This window comes from Vibrio sp. 2-2(8), assembly GCF_963888495.1.
GTDB lineage: Bacteria > Pseudomonadota > Gammaproteobacteria > Enterobacterales > Vibrionaceae > Vibrio > Vibrio anguillarum.
This window is the reverse complement of the sequence record NZ_CAWPJM010000010.1, coordinates 1-17,565: the sequence shown is the minus strand read 5'-3', so window position 1 is coordinate 17,565 and position 17,565 is coordinate 1. Positions and strand designations below refer to the sequence as shown.

20 protein-coding genes are annotated in these 17,565 nt (G+C 41.4%); 15 read left to right on the top strand and 5 right to left on the bottom strand.

Annotated elements, in window-relative coordinates:
* The first annotated feature begins 144 nt into the window (after nucleotides 1–144).
* Complete coding sequence (locus AACV12_RS02740; protein ID WP_170888936.1) at nucleotides 145–918, top strand: phosphotransferase; 774 nt, start codon at nucleotides 145–147, stop codon at nucleotides 916–918.
* A 1,812-nt stretch (nucleotides 919–2,730) separates the two neighbouring features.
* Nucleotides 2,731–3,483: an SDR family oxidoreductase gene (locus AACV12_RS02735; RefSeq protein WP_017042190.1), complete on the top strand. Its 753-nt coding sequence runs from the start codon at nucleotides 2,731–2,733 to the stop codon at nucleotides 3,481–3,483.
* 607 nt (nucleotides 3,484–4,090) lie between these two features.
* Here AACV12_RS02735 and AACV12_RS02730 read toward each other — a convergent pair.
* On the bottom strand, nucleotides 4,091–4,369 hold the full coding sequence (locus AACV12_RS02730; RefSeq protein ID WP_010320663.1) for a type II toxin-antitoxin system RelE/ParE family toxin: 279 nt from the start codon (nucleotides 4,367–4,369) through the stop codon (nucleotides 4,091–4,093).
* Entirely contained in the window at nucleotides 4,366–4,650 is a 285-nt protein-coding gene (locus tag AACV12_RS02725) for a type II toxin-antitoxin system RelB/DinJ family antitoxin (protein WP_017040620.1), read from the bottom strand. Before AACV12_RS02725 ends, AACV12_RS02730 begins: the two co-directional genes overlap by 4 nt.
* Before the next feature lie 1,280 nt (nucleotides 4,651–5,930).
* Between AACV12_RS02725 and AACV12_RS02720 the strand changes: the two genes are divergently transcribed.
* Nucleotides 5,931–6,347: a VOC family protein gene (locus AACV12_RS02720; RefSeq protein ID WP_017045395.1), complete on the top strand. Its 417-nt coding sequence runs from the start codon at nucleotides 5,931–5,933 to the stop codon at nucleotides 6,345–6,347.
* Between the two features lie 150 nt (nucleotides 6,348–6,497).
* Nucleotides 6,498–7,013: a GNAT family N-acetyltransferase gene (locus tag AACV12_RS02715; protein WP_170901489.1), complete on the top strand. Its 516-nt coding sequence runs from the start codon at nucleotides 6,498–6,500 to the stop codon at nucleotides 7,011–7,013.
* A 720-nt stretch (nucleotides 7,014–7,733) separates the two neighbouring features.
* On the opposite strand, the gene AACV12_RS02710 is transcribed toward AACV12_RS02715, so the two are convergent.
* Both AACV12_RS02710 and AACV12_RS02705 read right to left on the bottom strand, forming a co-directional pair.
* Nucleotides 7,734–8,033, bottom strand: coding sequence for a type II toxin-antitoxin system RelE/ParE family toxin (locus AACV12_RS02710; protein ID WP_017049509.1), 300 nt, complete (start codon nucleotides 8,031–8,033; stop codon nucleotides 7,734–7,736).
* Nucleotides 8,034–8,040: 7 nt separating this feature from the next.
* Nucleotides 8,041–8,283, bottom strand: a complete 243-nt coding sequence (locus AACV12_RS02705) for a type II toxin-antitoxin system Phd/YefM family antitoxin (RefSeq protein ID WP_017045808.1) — start codon at nucleotides 8,281–8,283, stop codon at nucleotides 8,041–8,043.
* A 305-nt stretch (nucleotides 8,284–8,588) separates the two neighbouring features.
* On the opposite strand from AACV12_RS02705, the gene AACV12_RS02700 reads away from it, so the two are divergent.
* From AACV12_RS02700 to AACV12_RS02680, 5 genes are all read left to right on the top strand, one after another.
* A complete protein-coding gene (locus AACV12_RS02700) occupies nucleotides 8,589–8,879 on the top strand; it encodes a YkgJ family cysteine cluster protein (protein ID WP_080536237.1) in 291 nt (96 codons plus the stop codon).
* A 175-nt stretch (nucleotides 8,880–9,054) separates the two neighbouring features.
* Complete coding sequence (locus tag AACV12_RS02695) at nucleotides 9,055–9,702, top strand: HAD family hydrolase (protein ID WP_130309778.1); 648 nt, start codon at nucleotides 9,055–9,057, stop codon at nucleotides 9,700–9,702.
* Between the two features lie 688 nt (nucleotides 9,703–10,390).
* The gene (locus tag AACV12_RS02690) at nucleotides 10,391–10,990 is read left to right on the top strand and encodes a pentapeptide repeat-containing protein (protein WP_019281459.1); all 600 of its coding nucleotides are present in this window, start codon (nucleotides 10,391–10,393) and stop codon (nucleotides 10,988–10,990) included.
* A gap of 700 nt (nucleotides 10,991–11,690) precedes the next feature.
* Nucleotides 11,691–12,155 carry a GNAT family N-acetyltransferase gene (locus AACV12_RS02685; RefSeq protein WP_110456809.1) on the top strand — a complete coding sequence of 155 codons (465 nt, stop codon included), beginning with the start codon at nucleotides 11,691–11,693 and terminating at the stop codon, nucleotides 12,153–12,155.
* Between the two features lie 194 nt (nucleotides 12,156–12,349).
* Nucleotides 12,350–12,556: a DUF1289 domain-containing protein gene (locus tag AACV12_RS02680; protein ID WP_013867765.1), complete on the top strand. Its 207-nt coding sequence runs from the start codon at nucleotides 12,350–12,352 to the stop codon at nucleotides 12,554–12,556.
* 119 nt (nucleotides 12,557–12,675) lie between these two features.
* On the opposite strand, the gene AACV12_RS02675 is transcribed toward AACV12_RS02680, so the two are convergent.
* Nucleotides 12,676–12,906, bottom strand: coding sequence for a PAS factor family protein (locus tag AACV12_RS02675; protein ID WP_013868597.1), 231 nt, complete (start codon nucleotides 12,904–12,906; stop codon nucleotides 12,676–12,678).
* Between the two features lie 222 nt (nucleotides 12,907–13,128).
* Here AACV12_RS02675 and AACV12_RS02670 point away from each other — a divergent pair, with 222 nt between their 5' ends.
* From AACV12_RS02670 to AACV12_RS02645, 6 genes are all read left to right on the top strand, one after another.
* On the top strand, nucleotides 13,129–13,629 hold the full coding sequence (locus AACV12_RS02670) for a GNAT family N-acetyltransferase (RefSeq protein WP_170901487.1): 501 nt from the start codon (nucleotides 13,129–13,131) through the stop codon (nucleotides 13,627–13,629).
* Nucleotides 13,630–13,788: 159 nt separating this feature from the next.
* Nucleotides 13,789–14,148, top strand: coding sequence for a VOC family protein (locus tag AACV12_RS02665; RefSeq protein ID WP_094165830.1), 360 nt, complete (start codon nucleotides 13,789–13,791; stop codon nucleotides 14,146–14,148).
* Nucleotides 14,149–14,304: 156 nt separating this feature from the next.
* Complete coding sequence (locus tag AACV12_RS02660; protein ID WP_170901485.1) at nucleotides 14,305–14,886, top strand: HD domain-containing protein; 582 nt, start codon at nucleotides 14,305–14,307, stop codon at nucleotides 14,884–14,886.
* A 668-nt stretch (nucleotides 14,887–15,554) separates the two neighbouring features.
* A complete protein-coding gene (locus AACV12_RS02655) occupies nucleotides 15,555–16,100 on the top strand; it encodes a GNAT family N-acetyltransferase (protein ID WP_170901483.1) in 546 nt (181 codons plus the stop codon).
* 154 nt (nucleotides 16,101–16,254) lie between these two features.
* Nucleotides 16,255–16,623 carry a VOC family protein gene (locus AACV12_RS02650; protein ID WP_026028206.1) on the top strand — a complete coding sequence of 123 codons (369 nt, stop codon included), beginning with the start codon at nucleotides 16,255–16,257 and terminating at the stop codon, nucleotides 16,621–16,623.
* A gap of 618 nt (nucleotides 16,624–17,241) precedes the next feature.
* Nucleotides 17,242–17,472 carry a hypothetical protein gene (locus tag AACV12_RS02645; protein WP_170901481.1) on the top strand — a complete coding sequence of 77 codons (231 nt, stop codon included), beginning with the start codon at nucleotides 17,242–17,244 and terminating at the stop codon, nucleotides 17,470–17,472.
* Nucleotides 17,473–17,565 lie beyond the last annotated feature (93 nt).

Sequence of the window (17,565 nt, the reverse complement as noted above, 5' to 3'; positions counted from 1 at the left end):
AGCAGCTAACAAACGGCTCAAGAGGGATTGCCAACGCGTGGCGACTTTAGTGCAAAATTTCAGTTCAGTGTTTACAGTGTGTTTTTTAAGTTCGGCTATGCGTCGTCAACCCCTTAGCCGGGCGTTAGTTGCTAAAGGAGAAATATGGAAGAATTATCAGGTGGGCGAGAGTCTGCAATTTACCGTGATGGTGAAATTATTTATCGACCATTACAGTTATGGAGCCCAACAATTCATAAGCTGTTAACGCATTTACAAAGCTCAGGCTTAACAGAGTCGCCTAGATTTCTTGGCATTGAAGGGAAACAAGAAAAATTAAGTTTCGTTGTTGGTGATACTTATAATTATCCATTAGTTGGTGCTATTGCAACGTCAGAAGCTTTGAGATCAGCAGCTAAATTGCTTAGAAAAATTCATGACTCAACAGCATCGTTTGTCAGTAATAACGACATCGTAAATTTACCGTGGATGCTCGACCCACGAGAGCCATTCGAAGTTATATGTCATGGTGATTTCACGCCGTACAATGTAGCACTTTCAGGAAATTCAGTAGTTGGTGTGTTTGATTTTGACACAGCACATCCCGCTTCAAGAGTGTGGGACTTAGCTTATTCAATATATTGTTGGGCACCTTTTAAAACGGACAGCATTGATGGCCTTGGCACAATGGAAGAACAACTTTTAAGGGCAAGGTTATTCTGCGATAGCTACGATGCTACATATAGTCAAAGAGAGCAGCTTGCGGATGCAATGGTTCGGCGATTAAATGCCCTTGTGAACTTTATGCGAAAAGAAGCAGATAGTGGCGACGAGCAATTTGCGACAAACATTGAGGAAGGGCATCTACAATCTTACCTTAATGACATAGATTACATCGAAACTAACAAGCACAAAATTCAGCGCGCGCTGTGCAACTAACAAACGCTTCAAGAGGGACAGCCAACGCGCGGCATTTTTACTATGCGTTGGTCATTGTGGTTACGGTGTTATGCGGAAAATTGGTCGTGGCGTTGGCTGCCTCTTAAGCGGGCGTTATGCAACTCAGGTAAATTTAGAGGTTCAATCTTGTGTGATTTCTCCGGCCATTCATTTTGCATTGTCGGCAAATGAGCATTTTCACCCTCAAATTCGTGGTCAACTCAAACCGTAAAACAGGCAAGTTTCTTTGTTTGCCTCAATCAGCTTTAGCGCTGGTTTGTTGCCAATTTAGAGCGCGCAAAGTGTGGAAATGGCAAGTTAATCGAGCATTTTGCTTTTGCTGAAGGTTTCGCTCGTTAAGTTTTCCTGATTCAAAAGCTTGGTTTGTTGCTGAAAGGTGGACTTTGTTTTGGCGGCTTATTTATCACAGTTCTTGCTTGGGTTGATTCTTGAATCACTCAACCATTGCAATGGTTGCTTTTGGTCGTGTAAATTCAGTTTATTATCTCATTGAATTTGCATAACAAACGGCTCAAGAGGGATTGTCAACGCGTGGCGACTTTAGTACAAAATTGAAGTTCAGTGTTTACGGTGTGTTTTTTGAGTTCGGCGCTGCGTTGCCAACCCCTTAGCCGGGCGTTATGTTTACTTGTATTTCAATGGCTTAAAAATTCTTCGATCTCTGTTCTTTGTCCCTTTAGCCATTCGTTCGAGTTGCCTCAGCAAATCGGCATTGTCGGCCCAAGTTCATGAATTTCTCAGCCAGTAAAATATGTCAATGTTCGCGGGTTGCTTCATTTGCAGGTCGTGGCGGCTGGGTTCAAATCTCACTGGCTCTAAGTCGCTTTTAGGTTTTTTGCCAAGCAGCATTTCAATTTGGCAGTTGCCTCGGCAATTTGCCATTGTTCTGCGCTGTGGTTGGAAAGAGAGGGCGCTTGTTGAAGCTAAGTCGGGTTGCCTCATTGGGCAGGGAAGTGGACTTACACGCTTGGTGTTTCGTGCATCTGGCGGCCACATCAGTTTGAGCGTGTGACTGACTTCTTGAAACGCGGTCAACAACGCAGTTCTTTGCCAAATAAATCAGTCGTTTGTGGTAAAACATAACAAGCAATTTAAGAGGGATTCTCAACGCTTGGCACTTTTGCTTCTACTTCAAATTTAGTGTTTATGGCACAATGCTTTAGGTGTGGGTGGTAGCGTTGTTCACCCCTTAATTGGGCGTTAGCTGAGGTTAAGAAAAATCATCAAATTGCGTGTTTATTTTTCTTAGTCTGAGGCTCTAGCTTTACACCTGAAAGTCAGCACTTTTCCACGTATCTCGCCAGTGGCACTGTTCGTGAAGTGTTTGAACTAACCGAAGTCTTCTTACGGGAAGTGGTGTGTTTGTTTATTTCTTTGGCGTGGCTTCTTTGGTTTTGAAGCTCTTTTGCGTTAAATGGATTTCGCGCACTTGGTTGTTGGCTTCTTCGACATAATTCTTTGTAAATTTAAGCTCTAGAAACTCGTCAAGTTTTGCTGTTATTTCTTCTTTGCCAAGTGCGTTTCGTGGATTAAGTTTTAGTTTCTCAGTTGTTCGTTTTACTTTGTCGCTTGAAAGCAATAATGTGTTTTAAATTAGGCCGTTGGGTAGCAAATCTCCGGCTAAAGTGCAGCAGCTAACAAACGGCTCAAGAGGGATTGCCAACGCGTGGCGACTTTAGTGCAAAATTGCAGTTCAGTGTTTAAGTGTGTTTTTTAAGTTCGGCGGTGCGTTGTCAACCCCTTAGCCGGGCGTTATGCATTACATCAAATTCAGCGTTAAAAGGATGAATAATGAGCGTTCAAAAAGTAGTTGTTATTACTGGCGGTAGCCGAGGGATTGGTGCGGCGACAGCAAAACTTTTTGCTCAAAATGGTTTTTCCGTATGCATAAATTACAAATCTAATACTGAGGCTGCTAATACTCTCGTTGAAGAAATCAAAGCGTTAGGTGGTCATTGTATTGCGGTTCAAGCTGACGTTTCCAAAGAAAGTGATGTTGTTAAACTGTTTGAAACCGTTGACCAAGAGCTTGGTGTTGTTTCTGTTCTTGTCAACAATGCTGGTATCTTAAAGAAGCAGATGCGCTTAGACGAAATGAGTGCAGAGAGGATTAACTCAATTCTCATCAACAATGTGACAGGTTATTTCTTGTGTTGTCGTGAAACAGTGAAACGAATGTCAACTCGTCATGGTGGTTTCGGTGGTGTCATAGTTAATGTTTCTTCGGGAGCCGCTCGAACAGGTTCACCGAATGAATACATCGATTATGCAGCGTCAAAAGGTGCAATTGACACGTTAACAAAAGGTCTGTCGTTGGAAGTTGCCGCGGAAGGTATCAGAGTTAACTGTGTTCGCCCAGGATTGATTTATACCGATATGCACGCTGACGGTGGAGAGCCTGACCGTATAGAACGACTCAAAAATAAAATCCCAATGCAACGTGGTGGTTTGCCTGATGAAGTCGCTGAGGCAATTTATTGGTTATCGTCTGAAAAATCATCATTTTCCACAGGTAACTTTCTGGATTTAGCCGGTGGTTTGTAATGCATAACAAACGCCTCAAGAGGGACTGTCAACGCGTGGCGTTTCCAGTCCCATTGAGCCGCGGTGGTTTCGGCTGTTGTGTTTGAGTTTAGTGTTAATGCGTTGTCAGCCCCTTAGGCGGGCGTTAGGCAAAGTGAGTTTTTATCAGCTAAATCGAGTTTGAATTGAACGGTAAATTCCATGTTTTGTGGCTTAACTTAAGCAATAAACAATCATCACATATTTGCTGTTTCTTGATCGCGTTGGGTTGCTTTTCGTTGTGAGTTTAGCGGCAAAATAACCTTCAGCATCCAAACGTCCGCCGAGCATGCTACGCTCGTCACTTTTCTTCCAAATCGCTCAATTTGAGTTTTTTGGTTTCTTTGCTGATTTATAATTTTGGTTTATAAATGAATCGGTTAGTTGGTTTGAAATTCACAAAAAATCTCGTTCTTTGGTTGTGAAAGTGTCGGTGTCAATTGGTTGGCCTAACAAACGGCTCAAGAGGGATTGCCAACGCTTGGCGGTTTTAGTGCAAAATTAAAGTTCAGTGTTTACGGTATGTTTTTTGAGTTCGGCGGTGCGTTGTCAACCCCTTAGCCGGGCGTTAGTTGCCCACCGACTACAATCAATCGGTAGGGAATTTCTGCTTCTGGTGTAGCACTCGCATTATGCGAATAATTGAACCTTCTACCCAGTACGAAACGATCATTGAGATTTCGGGAATAATGAGTAATCGTCCTCGAATTCCATCCCGTTGAACACCCATCAATGGTTGTTCGAGTAAGTTTTCTACTTTAGCCTCAATAATGTCATCAGTTTTTTCAGCCGCATCAGGGTTAAAGTCATAAAGAAACTCAAAGATCTTCTCACGATCATTTAGCGATTCCTCTTCCCATAAAATCATTGCTGGCCTCGATTACGAATTTTGGCCTTTCGTTCAGCCATTCGTGCTTTAGCTGAATTATGTTCAACAAATGAAGATTTTCCTGAGTCAAACTTCTCAAATGCTAGGTTTATTTGTTCAGTTAACCAAGCGTCATGAGATAATGTTTTTCTTTGTTGCTCAGCCATTTGTTCAGTAAGTTCACGGCAAGCATCGCTGAGTGTGCGACCTTGGCTCTCAGCCATTTGTTGGGCTAAACGTTTAATTTCGTCATCAACACGAAATTGAATTCTAGTGTCCATGAGTAGCTCCCTAAGTTTGTGTGTACAAATGTTAGCACTAGAATCGAACAAGGGCAACTAACAAACGGCTCAAGAGGGATTGCCAACGCTTGGCGGTTTTAGTACAAAATTGAAGTTCAGTGTTTAAGTGTGTTTTTTGAGTTCGGCGGTGCGTTGTCAACCCCTTAGCCGGGCGTTATGTGTTGGATGAGTTTTTGAGGTTAATTCTACGATTTCATTGAGAATTCGTTCCGTTTTTTCGGCAAGTTAGCTTGGTCGAAATGGATTCTTGAACAACTTGAGATTGATCGTTTTCAAGGTATTTGGGTTGCCTCAATTGAGTTTTGGATCTGGTTCGTGTTGAGTTTCGTTGGTTTCAAATCGCTTTAATTGAAATGTCTTTTTGACTGATTTGCTTGCTGATATTCAGCTCTGAAAATCTGGTGAAGCAAAAGGTTTTGTTGTAGCTGAAAGGGCGCTTTCTTTGTTGTTGATTCTGCAAGTGGCTCTCTTTGGCTAAGATCGCTGTGAAATTTAGGTTTTGGTCAGCATCGTTTTTGTACGTAACTTATTCAAATTTCTTCATTTCTACGGTGGTTTACTTTGAATTCACGGTAAAATTCACATAACAAGCAATTCAAGTGGATTCTCAACGCGTGGCAGTTTTACTATGCGTCAGGTAAAGTGCTTTACGGTGCAATGCGGCGGCTTGGCCAGTGCGTTGTTCACCACTTAATTGGGCGTTATGCAACTCAGGTTAATTTAGGGGCTCAATCTTTTGGGATTTCTCCGGCTATTCGTTTTGTGTTGTCGGCAAATGAACTTTTTCACCCTCAGATTCGTGGTTAACTCAAACCGTAAAACAGACAAGATTCTTGGTTTGCCTCAATCACTTTTAGCGTTGGCTTGCTGCCAATTCAGCGGGCGCAAAGTGTGGAAAGGACAAGTTTATCGAGCATTTTGTACTTGCTGAAGTTTTCGCTCGTTGAGTTTTCCTAACATAAAAGCTTGGTTTGTTGCTGAAAGGTGGACTTTGTTTTGGTAGCTCATTTATCACGGCTCTTGCTTGGGTTGATTCTTGAATCACTCAACTATTGCAATTGTGGCTTTGGGTCGTGTAAGTTAAGTTTATCTTATTGAATTTGCATAACAAACGGCTCAAGAGGGATTGCCAACGCGTGGCGGCTTTAGTACAAAATTGAAGTTCAGTGTTTACAGTGTGTTTTTTAAGTTCGGCAATGCGTTGTCAACCCCTTAGCCGGGCGTTATGCTACCAGTCGAAATCTTCAATAAGGAATACTATGAAACAGAACATTGTCCATATTGCTTTAGTTGTAAAAGATTATGATGAAGCCATTGATTTTTATGTAAACAAACTCAAATTTGAACTTATTGAAGATACTCATCAACCTGAACAAGACAAACGTTGGGTGGTTGTGGCTCCACCAAATTCTCATGGTGTTACGTTGTTACTTGCCAGAGCTTCGAAGCCAGAGCAGCATGATTTCATTGGGAATCAAGCAGGTGGTCGAGTATTCCTGTTCCTAAATACTGATGATTTCTGGCGTGACTTTAAGCGTATGAAATCGATTGGTATTAACTTCGTCCGCGAGCCAACAGAAGAAGACTATGGAACGGTAGCAGTGTTTGAAGACTTGTATGGAAACTTGTGGGATCTTCTTCAATTGAATCCAAGCCATCCAATGGCAAAAAGGTAGCATAACAAACGCTTCAAGAGGGACAGCCAACGCGTGGTGCTCTCAGTTCAAATTAACATTTGTGATTACGGCTGTTAATTTAAGTTCAGTGCTTTGCGTTGTCAGCCCCTTAAGCGGGCGTTATGATTTGTATCCAAATAGGCAGATTCTATGACAATTTCGTTTGAAACTCAGAGGTTGAGAGTAACTGAAGTCTCATGTGATCTTTCGTTAACTGAGCGTTCAGCTCTGGTCGAACAGCTCCCTAATATACTAACGCCATTGGTTGTTGAAAACTTGCCTCCATATTTTCATGGCATTACTTCCGTGGAATTGGCTAGAGTTTGGCTTGACCGAATGTCGTCGGAGAGTCGGCTGCTTCAAGTAAAATCGGAAGCGCAAGAGCTAATCGGTTTTCTTTTCGCCTATGTAGAGAGCGAAAGTGAAGCGCATATTGGTTACTTACTGAGTGAAGAATATTGGGGTAAAGGGTTGGCGAGTGAGCTACTGAAAAGTTTTATCGAAAAAATAGTTAAAACTGAGTCGTGGTCAAAGCTGGTCGGTGGCGTTGAAAGATCTAATGTTGCTTCAGCTAACTTGCTTAAAAAGTTAGGCTTTATAGAGCAACCAGCTAATGATAGTGGCGTTTCTTTTTACGAATATACGATTCCCCGACCACAATCATAACAAACGGCTCAAGAGGGATTGCCAACGCGTGGTGGCTTTAGTACAAAATTGAAATTCAGTGTTTATAGTGTGTTTTTTGAGTTCGGTGGTGCGTTGTCAACCCCTTAGCCGGGCGTTAGCTGAGGTTAAGAAAAACCATAAAATTAAGCGCTTATTTTTCTTGCTCTGAGGCTCTAGCTTTACACCTGAAAGTCAGCACTTTTCCATGTATCTCGCCAGTGGCACTGTTCGTGAAGTGGTTGAACTAACCGAAGTCTTCTTACGGGAAGTGGTGTGTTTGTTTATTTCTTTGGTGTGGCTTCTTTGGCTTTGAAGTTTTGTCGCGCTTAAATGGATTTCGCGCACTTGGTTGTTGGCTTCTTCGAAAGAATTCTTTGTAAATTTAAGTCCTAGAAGCTCGTCAGTTTTCCTGTTATTTCTTCTTTGCCAAGTGAGTTTCGTGGATTAGGTTTTAGTTTCTCAGCTATCCGTTTTACTTTGCCGCTTGAAAACAATAATGTGTTTTAAATTAGGCCGTTGGGTAGAAAATCTCCGGCTAAAGTGCATCAGCTAACAAACGGCTCAAGAGGGATTGCCAACGCGTGGCGACTTTAGTGCAAAATTGAAGTTTAGTGTTTACGGTGTGTTTTTTGAGTTCGGCGGTGCGTTGTCAACCCCTTAGCCGGGCGTTAGTTTACCAATCAAAATTGCACCCTAACTCAATACGCTAGGGTGTGATAATTATCGCAGATGGTTTTGTGGCAATTGCGATTGTCCAAGGACTGCAACGACCAAAATAAAACTGTCTTCCTTGGTAAAGTAAGCCGTATGCTTGCCTATAGGGAAGTAAAAACCATTTTGATATAAATCGTTGCAGCTTCTGCCTACAGCGGGGTTGTCAGCGAGCATCTGAAACCCAGTAAGAAGAGTGTCTTTGTATGCGTTCCACTGCATCTCGGAAAAGTTTGTAACGGTATAATTTTTGATTTTATGTAAATGAGCCTGTGCTAATTTACTTAGTTTATATTTACTCTTGTGCATACTTTACTTACAACGCGTTTAGGAAGTTTTCACCGTCAACTATATTGCCTTGGGCTAAGTCTGCTTTTGCGGACTCAAAACAATGTTTTATGTAATCGGCTTTCATGACTTCAAGTTCTTCATAGTCTCTAATCGACATCACAACAACGGCATCTTTATTGTTTTTACTAATTTTAACTGGCTCACGTTGAGCGTTTAGAAGCAGTTCACCGAAATTACGTTTGGCATCATTTGCTGTTAATGTGTACATGGTTAAGCTCCAAGTCTGTAAGTGCAGTAATATTATAGGGTATCGAGCCAAATGTGCAATTTAATTAAATCGTGCGATTGGTGTAAAAAGTAAACTAACAAAGCATTTAAGATGGATTCGCAACGCTTGGCGGTTTTAGTGTAAATTCAGTTTTTCCGTTTTAAGTGGTTTGTCGCGGCATAGGTGTTTAGCGTTGCTCACCACTTAACGCGGCGTTATGGCTATCAAGTTTAGTTCATCATTAATGTCGGTAAATTGGTTTAAATTGGAGTACTATTCTGCGATTAAACTTGCTGAAGAACTCGATGACAATCCCAATTAAAAATGTATCAAATCCGGAAATATCGTGCTCAAACTGCCATGCTTGTTGTTGCCGTTTGGAAGTTATGATCATTACCGATACAGGTGTACCAGAGCAGCATATTGCATTCGATGAATGGGGTGGAGAAACTATGCTGCGTTTGTCAGATGGTTGGTGTTCAGCTCTAGATCGTGAAACGTTCATGTGCACAATTTACGAAAATCGCCCTTGGATTTGTCGAGAATTCGAAATGGGCTCTTACGAATGTCGAGATGAACGGATAGACCTTTTCTAAAGTTTTACCCAATAAATCAGTGAGTTGTTAGCCATAACAAACGGTTCAAGAGGGACAGCCAACGCATGGCATTTTTATTATGCGTTGTTTTTTGTGGTTACGGTGTTATGCGTAAGCTTGGTTGTGGCGTTGGCTGCCCCTTAACCGGGCGTTATACGAACTCGCAAAATTTAACATGGAGAGTAAATTGAAAGATTATGAAGTTTATCTGTTCGATATGGACGGAACGTTAGTAAATTCAGAGCCATTAAAGGGTAAAGCTCTAGCATTGGCTTGTGCAGATTACGGTGCTCAAGTTGATCACAATATATATAAAGACGTTATGGGTGAAAGTTGGCAGGTTGTGACTGGTCACTTTTTTACTCATGCGGGCATTTCACCAGATCTAGGCGAGTTTAATCGTTATTTTCGAGCTCACTACGAACTGATGTTAAACGACGAACTTGAGTTGAATGCAGGAGCTAAAGCGTATATTGAACACTTGAAAAAAGCAGGGAAAAAATGTGGTGTTGTCAGCTCGGCAGCAACATGGATGGTTGAAAATATCTTGACTTCATTGCAGTTAGAAACAGCTTTTGATCTTGTTATTACTCAAGAGCATGTAACCAAGCATAAACCTGATCCTGAAGCTTATAATCTTGCACTCGCAAATTTAGATGTATCACCTGAACATACAATAGTGTTCGAAGATTCAACAGCAGGCATTAGCGCAGGTAAATCTAGTGGTTGTGACGTTATTGCCGTTAAGCATGAGTTTAATGGAAAAAATGACTTAAGTGGCGCATTAAGATCTATCAGTGTGTACGATGAAATGTTCGTATAACAAACAATTCAAGTGGATTCTCAACGCGTGGCAGTTTTACTATGCGTCAGGTAAAGTGTTTTATGGTGCAATGCAGCGGCTTGGCCAGTGCGTTGTTCACCACTTAATTGGGCGTTAGCTGAGGTTAAGAAAAATCATAAAATTAAGCGTTTATTTTTCTTAGTCTGAGGCTCTAGCTTTACACCTGAAAGTCAGCACTCTTCCATGTATCTCGCCAGTGGCACTGTTCGTGAAGTGTTTGAACTAACCGAAGTCTTCTTACGGGAAGTGGTGTGTTTGTTTATTTCTTTGGTGTGGCTTCTTTGGTTTTGAGGCTCTTTCGCGCTTAAATGGATTCCGCGCACTTGGTTGTTGGCTTCTTCGAAAGAATTCTTTGTAAATTTAAGTCCTAGAAGCTCGTCAGTTTCTCGGTTATTTCTTCTTTGCCAAGTGCGTTTCGTGGATTAGGTTTTAGTTTCTCAGTTGTCCGTTTTACTTTACCGCTTGAAAGCAATAATGTGTTTTAAATTAGGCCGTTGGGTAGTAAATCTCCAGCTAAAGTGCAGCAGCTAACAAACGGCTCAAGAGGGATTGCCAACGCGTGGCGGCTTTAGTTCAAAATTGAAGTTCAGTGTTTACAGTGTGTTTTTTGAGTTCGGCTATGCGTTGTCAACCCCTTAGCCGGGCGTTAGGCTATTCAGAGGATACGATGACAGATTTAAAAAATAATGAGCAATATTTCGACGTTTCTTTTGAGAAGCTTTACTCACCTGATGAGAAATATAGCGACGTCGAGTTTGAAGATTGCCAATTCTCCGACTGCGATTTTTCAGCGGTTAAATTCCAGAAATGTAAGTTTACAAACTGCACATTTGAACGCTGCAATTTGAGTTTGGTGGATTTTACAAACTCAAAGCTCTTTGAGCTTAAATTTCAAGACAGTAAGTTAGTTGGCGTTGATTGGACGAAAGCGACATGGCCAGTTTATCACTCAGACTTTGAGCTAAGTTTTAAGCGTTGTATTTTAAATGACTCGTCTTTCTTTGGCCTGACCTTAAATGAATTGGTTTTGGATGAATGTAAGTTGCATGATGTTGATTTCCGTGAAGGTAACTTTGCAGGTTCAATAATGATTTATAGTGATTTTAGCCACAGTTTATTTATGAGAACAAATTTGCAAGGGGTTGATTTCAGTGAATCAACAGCATACTCCATTGACGTACTAGAAAATAACGTTAAAAAGGCTAAGTTTTCACGATATGAAGCGTTGAGCTTATTAGAAAGCTTAGGTATTGAATTGGTGGATTAATAGCCTAACAAACGGCTCAAGAGGGATTGCCAACGCGTGGCGACTTTAGTGCAAAATTGAAGTTCAGTGTTTACAGTGTGTTTTTTAAGTTCGGCGGTGCGTTGTCAACCCCTTAGCCGGGCGTTAGCTGAGGTTAAGAAAAGCCATAAAATTAAGCGTTTATTTTTCTTAGTCTGAGGCTCTAGCTTTACACCTGAAAGTCAGCACTTTTCCGCGTATCTCGCCAGTGGCACTGTTCGTGAAGTGTTTGAACTAACCGAAGCCTTCTTACGGGAAGTGGTGCGTTTGTTTATTTCTTTGGTGTGGCTTCTTTGGTTTTGAGGCTCTTTCGCGCTTAAATGGATTCCGCGTACTTGTTGTTGGCTTCTTCGAAAGAATTCTTTGTAAATTTAAGTCCTAGAAGCTCGTCAGTTTCTCGGTTATTTCTTTTTTGCCAAGTGCGTTTCGTGGATTGGGTTTTAGTTTCTCAGTTGTCCGTTTTACTTTGTCGATTGAAAATAATAATGTGTTTTAAATTAGGCCGTTGAGTAGTCAATCTCCAGCTAAAGTGCAGCAGCTAACAAGCGGCTCAAGAGGGATTGCCAACGCGTGGCGACTTTAGTGCAAAATTGCAGTTCAGTGTTTACAGTATGTTTTTTAGTTCGGCGGTGCGTTGCCAACCCCTTAGCCGGGCGTTAGCTGAATGGTGGTAAATATCAGTATGATCAAAATTAGAAAATATAAAGAATCAGATGCTCGTGATTTATGGGCTATTTTCTATCACACGATTCGTAATGTGAATATACGTGATTATACTCAAGCGCAAGTCGAAGCATGGGCTCCCAACGGATTTTCTTCTGATATATGGCAGCGCAAAATGAATTCGATTTCTCCTTTTGTTGCAGAAATCGGTGGTGAAATAGTTGGTTATGCCGACCTTCAAGAAAGCGGATTAATTGATCATTTCTTTTGTCACCATGAGCATCAAGGTAAAGGTATCGGACGAAACTTGATGGAGCACGTGTTAAAAGTTGGCGAGTTACAAGGAATTATTAGGTTTTACTCTGAAGTCAGTATTACAGCTCGCCCGTTTTATGAGAAGTTTGGCTTCAAAGTTGCGCAAGAACAAATGGTAGAAGTCCGAGGCCAAAAGCTGCGTAACTTTGTTATGGAAAAATTCAGCTAACAAACGGCTCAAGAGGGATTGCCAACGCATGGCGACTTTGGTGCAAAATTAAAGTTCAGTGTTTAAGTGTGTTTTTTGAGTTCGGCGGTGCGTTGTCAACCCCTTAGCCGGGCGTTATGTGCTAGTGTACGCCGAATTCTTTACTATGATTTCGTTAATAAAGACTACTGCGGAAATGTGATAGGATTTTTGTTATGAAAGATAGGAAAATGAGTGAGGTCGAAGAGCCCAAGTCACCGTGTATTAGACAGTGCTGTTTAGATGAAATGGATATTTGTTTGGGATGTTTCAGATCGTTGAATGAAATCATTGATTGGCATTCTTCAACGATAATTGAAAAGAACAAGATTCTTATTGCATGCCGTCAAAGAAGGGAGTTGTCTCAAAAATCGAGGTTTTAGTTTTCTCTAAAAGTATTACTAGTGATAATTTTGTCTAAATTCGTTGAGAATTTGTTAGAAAATGAGCATATAAAAACGGCCCTTGACGTTGTGGGCCGCTGATATTTAGTAATGCAAGGCTAGTGCTCAGGTGTTTCTAGCAGCTTAATGGCACTTTCAACTGCATTATTGATCGCTTGGTCATTTTCAAGTTTTCCTGAACTTGCTGGCCCAAGGGCTCTAGAGTATAGAGCTAATTGTTTGTCCAAAGGCAAGCCCAACTGTTCATACAGATTTTCGCGAATTTTTGCATGTTGTTCAGGGTCTTGGTTTGCAAGGCTAATAAGTGTTTCATAAATAAGAGCTTTCATATCATGTCCATATTATTATAGTTAACTTGGTGCTTATGGATTATAGCTGAGCCCTTAATGTAAATCTTGTGCAACAATCACATAACAAACGGCTCAAGAGGGATTGCCAACGCGTGGCGACTTTAGTGCAAAATTGAAGTTCAGTGTTTACGGTGTGTTTTTTTGAGTTCGGCTATGCGTTGTCAACCCCTTAGCCGGGCGTTAAATTACAAGGATAGTTTTGTGGAAATCAAGGAAGTAAGTTCGATCTCAGGTTTAGCCGACCAGTTACATTTACTGTTGGTCGATTGCATTAATAGCGGAGCGTCTGTCGGTTTCTTAACTCCTGTTGATGAAAACGAAGTGAAATCATATTGGTCGTCCGTTGAATCAGATCTTGAGTCGGGTGCGAGAAGGGTGTTTCTTGCGTATGACGGTGAAAGTGTCATTGGTGCTGTTCAACTCTCGCTATGTTCTAAGCCTAATGGTTCGCATCGAGGTGAAGTTGAAAAATTAATGGTTCACACGGATGCGCGAGGAAAAGGTATTAGTAAAAAGCTAATGTCACTGATGGAAGATGTAGCAACTGAAATAGGGTTGTCATTGCTTGTACTCGATACACGTTTAGGTGATGTCGCTTCTACGTTATATCGAACTATTGGCTATACCGAAGCCGGTCAAATTCCTCAGTTTGCACGAAGCTCTACAGGTGAGTTAGAAGGCACATTCTTCAAAATATTGTAATTTAACAAAGCGTTTAAGACGGATTCCCAACGCATGGCGTTTTCGGCTTACTTCAATTTAAGTGTTTATGTCACAATGGGTTAGGTAGGGTGGTTAGCGTTGCTCACCACTTAACGCGGCGTTATACGCTATATGGAAATTTAACAATGGAGTCGTGAAATGAATCCGAATGAAAAGCTGAATTATGTCGAGTTTGCAGCAAAAAATTTAGAGGCAACAAAATCATTTTTCTCTTCAGTTTTTGGCTGGGAATTTACTGATTATGGTCCTGAATATACAGCATTCTCAAATCAGGGTTTAGATGGCGGTTTTTTTAAAGCTGACTGTTGTAGTCAGACAGCATCGGGTGGTGCACTTCTTATCTTTTATAGCTCAAACATAGAAACCACTTTAGCCAAAGTCCAGAATAGCGGTGGTCAAATTATTCGCCCAATTTTTGATTTTCCCGGAGGCTGTCGTTTCCATTTTATTGAGCCAAGCGGTAACGAATTTGCAGTGTGGTCGGAAGCACGCGTATAACAAACGGCTCAAGAGGGATTGCCAACGTTTGGCGACTTTAGTGCAAAATTGAAATTCAGGGTTTACAGTGTGTTTTTTGAGTTCGATGGCGCGTTGTCAACCCCTTAGCCGGGCGTTATACGCCAATCAAATATTGAGCATCAAAAAGGACTTAGCGTGCAAGAAATTAAGGGAATAATCGACTTTATGATAGAGGTCGAGAAGCTTAAATCGATAGAACGACAAACTAAACCTGTAGGGTTAGATAGATATGAGAACTCAGCAGAACATAGCTGGCATGTTTGCCTGAGTGCTATTTTACTCAAAGATTTTGCTAATGAACCAGTTGATATTGTTCGTGTCATGAAAATGCTACTCATCCATGACTTGGGTGAAATTGAGGCAGGTGATACGGTTATTTACTCTGCTGAAACAGAAGAAAACAAACAACTAGAAAGGTCATGCATACAGAATTTATTTCAACTTTTACCTGAAGCAAGCCGAGAAGAGTTTTCTAATCTTTGGGAAGAGTTTGAAGAAGGTGTAAGCCCCGAAGCAAGCTTTGCTAAGGCAATCGACCGAATTCCACCTTTACTTCACAACATTCATGGTGAAGGTCATGGCTGGAAAAAACACAATATACCCAAAGAAAAAGTTTTTGCTTTTAATGGCGAACGCATTTCCAAAGGTAGTAATTTGTTGTGGCGAGAAGTCGAGTCTAGGCTCAATGACGCAGTTCAATCGGGTGTACTGAAATAGGCGTATAACAAACGCCTCAAGAGGGACTGTCAACGCGTGGCGTTTCCAGTCCCATTGAGCCGCGGTGGTTGCAGTTGTTGTGTTTGAGTTTGGTGGTAGTGCGTTGCCAGCCCCTTAGGCGGGCGTTATGCAACTCAGGTGAATTTAGGAGTTCAATCTTTTTAGGTTTCTCCGGCCATTCGTTTTATGTTGTCGGCAAATGAGCTTTTTTACCCTCAAATCCATGGCTAACTCAAACCGTAAAACAGGCAAATTTCTTTGTTTGCCTCAATCAGTTTTAGTGCTGGTTTGTTGTCAATTTAGCGTGCGCAAAGTGTGGAGAGAGCAAGTTATTCGATCATTTCGTACTTGCTGAAAGTCTTGCTCGGTGAGTTTGTCTAATTCAAAAGCTTGGTTTGTTGTTGAAAGGTGGACTTTGTTTTGGCGGCTCATTTATCACAGTTCTTGCTTGGGTTGATTCTTGAATCACTCAACCATTGCGATTGTGGTTTTTGATCGTGTAAAGTCAGTTTATTTCATTGAATTTGCATAACAAACGGCTCAAGAGGGATTGCCAACGCGTGGCGGCTTTAGTGCAAAATTGAAGTTCAGTGTTTACAGTGTGTTTTTTAAGTTCGGCGGTGCGTTGTCAACCCCTTAGCCGGGCGTTATGTTTTTAAGAGGAAATCATGTTTACATTGGATGTTGATACCGATCTGAAACTGGCTTTGGTTACTCCCAAGTTTGCTTCGGCCTATCTTGAAATTGTCAGTCGAGAGCGAGAATATTTGAGTCAATGGTTAGCTTGGCCTCCTCATGCAAGCAATGAAGAGTTTTTTCTTAGCTTTATCAAAAGTTCATTGCATGATTATGCTGATGGAAAATCCTTAGTTTGTGGGATGATTTACCAAGATAAGTTGGTTGGAAATATCAGTTTTAACAGTATTAACCGTCAACTGAAAAAAGTAGAGATTGGCTACTGGTTAAGCTCTGAATACCAAGGTAAAGGTATCGTGAGTAAGTCAGTTTTAAAACTGACCGACTTGGCTTTTACTGAATTTGATATGGAAAAGGTTCAGATATCAGCAGCGAGCGAAAATATTCCAAGTCGTAATGTATGTGAACGTTTAGGTTTCTCGCTTGAGGGCATAATCAGTCGCGCAGAAAATTTGAATGGCCAAGTTGTAGATCATGCTGTTTATGGTCTAAATCGTACCCATTGGCCCAAAACATAACAAACGCTTCAAGAGGGACAGCCAACGCGCGGCATTTTTACTATGCGTTGGTTTTTGTGATTACGGTGTTGTGCGGAAGCTTAGTAGTCGCGTTGGCAGCCCCTTAAGCGGGCGTTATATGCTTTTAAAATCTTTGAGTAAAAGGGAGTTTAAAATGATTTTAAATCACGTCTCAGTTGGTGTCTCAAATGTGGCATCTGCTGTGTTTTTTTTCGACTCAGTTCTATCCGCTTTGTCCATAAAACGCTCTCATTACATCGAAAATGTAGCGGCTGCCTACGGCGAAAATTTTGAGTTTTGGGTCGGTTGTCCATGCGAAAGTGTTGCATCTTCTGGTAACGGTACTCACATTGCTTTCAATGCGCCGAATCAAGATGCCGTTGACCAGTTTTATGCTACTGCATTGGAGCTTGGTGGTTCGTGTGCAGGCAAGCCAGGTTTGCGTCCTGAGTACGGTGAAACTTACTATGCGGCGTTTGTCCGAGATGTTGACGGAAACAAACTTGAAGCAGTCTTTATGTAGTTGAAACTACGCATATAACAAACGGCTCAAGAGGGATTGCCAACGCTTGGCGACTTTAGTGCAAAATTGAAGTTCAGTGTTTACTGTGTGTTTTTTAAGTTTGGCGGTGCGTTGTCAACCCCTTAGCCGGGCGTTAGGTTTACGAAGAGAAAAGTGTAATTGTTTGAGGAAAAGATTTGGGGATTTCTCTGGTCATTCGTTTACGGCTTTTAGCAAATCAACTTGGTGTGCCCAAAATCATCACGTTTCTTTCACTATTTCTCATGTCAAAATTCGTGGGTTGCTTCATTGGAAAATCGAGCCGGTCGGTTGAAAGTTTCACTGGCGCAAAAGCGCTTTGGTTTAATCAATGGAATTGACTTAACCATTTGTTTTTAAGTTTGTCGCATTTGGCCGTCAAATTGAGTGAAAGGTTTGAGTTTGATTCATCACAATGCGTTAATCTAGCGGGGCTCTTTGCCAAGTTGGTGCAGGTTAAACAGTAAAACCTAACAAGAAATTCAAGCCTGACTACCAACGCGTGGCTGAATCGATTCCAAAATGGTTTAGTGATTACGGTGCATGGCTTTCAATGACTTTGTGCGTTGGTAGCAGCTTAATTCGGCGTTAGGAGTTACCATGAAACGAGACAGTTGGGGTATATTTCATGATGGGTATATATCCAAAATTGAAGGCACTATCCCCGGTGAGTTAAGAGTATTTGTAAATATTTTATATCTTCGTGGAATGTTCCAAGGAGACGGTGAGGGTTTTGTGGTTACTTTAAGTAATTGCACAATGTTTGAATACCAAGAGTATGATGAGCAGCCCACAAGTGATCCGCCCCAGCAGTTTTGGACACTGAGTTAAGTGAGTACAATCACTAACGAGGTGAACAATGACAACTAAGAAAACTAGAATTAAACATTCCCCTGAATTTAAAGCACAAGCCCTGAAGTTAGC

Bases quoted from the DNA above. Each gene is read 5' to 3' on its own strand.
- AACV12_RS02740 (WP_170888936.1), top strand. From the start codon at position 145: ATGGAAGAATTATCAGGTGGGCGAGAGTCTGCAATTTACCGTGATGGT.
- AACV12_RS02735 (WP_017042190.1), top strand. From the start codon at position 2,731: ATGAGCGTTCAAAAAGTAGTTGTTATTACTGGCGGTAGCCGAGGGATT.
- AACV12_RS02730 (WP_010320663.1), bottom strand. From the start codon at position 4,369: ATGATTTTATGGGAAGAGGAATCGCTAAATGATCGTGAGAAGATCTTT.
- AACV12_RS02725 (WP_017040620.1), bottom strand. From the start codon at position 4,650: ATGGACACTAGAATTCAATTTCGTGTTGATGACGAAATTAAACGTTTA.
- AACV12_RS02720 (WP_017045395.1), top strand. From the start codon at position 5,931: ATGAAACAGAACATTGTCCATATTGCTTTAGTTGTAAAAGATTATGAT.
- AACV12_RS02715 (WP_170901489.1), top strand. From the start codon at position 6,498: ATGACAATTTCGTTTGAAACTCAGAGGTTGAGAGTAACTGAAGTCTCA.
- AACV12_RS02710 (WP_017049509.1), bottom strand. From the start codon at position 8,033: ATGCACAAGAGTAAATATAAACTAAGTAAATTAGCACAGGCTCATTTA.
- AACV12_RS02705 (WP_017045808.1), bottom strand. From the start codon at position 8,283: ATGTACACATTAACAGCAAATGATGCCAAACGTAATTTCGGTGAACTG.
- AACV12_RS02700 (WP_080536237.1), top strand. From the start codon at position 8,589: ATGACAATCCCAATTAAAAATGTATCAAATCCGGAAATATCGTGCTCA.
- AACV12_RS02695 (WP_130309778.1), top strand. From the start codon at position 9,055: ATGGAGAGTAAATTGAAAGATTATGAAGTTTATCTGTTCGATATGGAC.
- AACV12_RS02690 (WP_019281459.1), top strand. From the start codon at position 10,391: ATGACAGATTTAAAAAATAATGAGCAATATTTCGACGTTTCTTTTGAG.
- AACV12_RS02685 (WP_110456809.1), top strand. From the start codon at position 11,691: ATGATCAAAATTAGAAAATATAAAGAATCAGATGCTCGTGATTTATGG.
- AACV12_RS02680 (WP_013867765.1), top strand. From the start codon at position 12,350: ATGAAAGATAGGAAAATGAGTGAGGTCGAAGAGCCCAAGTCACCGTGT.
- AACV12_RS02675 (WP_013868597.1), bottom strand. From the start codon at position 12,906: ATGAAAGCTCTTATTTATGAAACACTTATTAGCCTTGCAAACCAAGAC.
- AACV12_RS02665 (WP_094165830.1), top strand. From the start codon at position 13,789: ATGAATCCGAATGAAAAGCTGAATTATGTCGAGTTTGCAGCAAAAAAT.
- AACV12_RS02655 (WP_170901483.1), top strand. From the start codon at position 15,555: ATGTTTACATTGGATGTTGATACCGATCTGAAACTGGCTTTGGTTACT.
- AACV12_RS02650 (WP_026028206.1), top strand. From the start codon at position 16,255: ATGATTTTAAATCACGTCTCAGTTGGTGTCTCAAATGTGGCATCTGCT.
- AACV12_RS02645 (WP_170901481.1), top strand. From the start codon at position 17,242: ATGAAACGAGACAGTTGGGGTATATTTCATGATGGGTATATATCCAAA.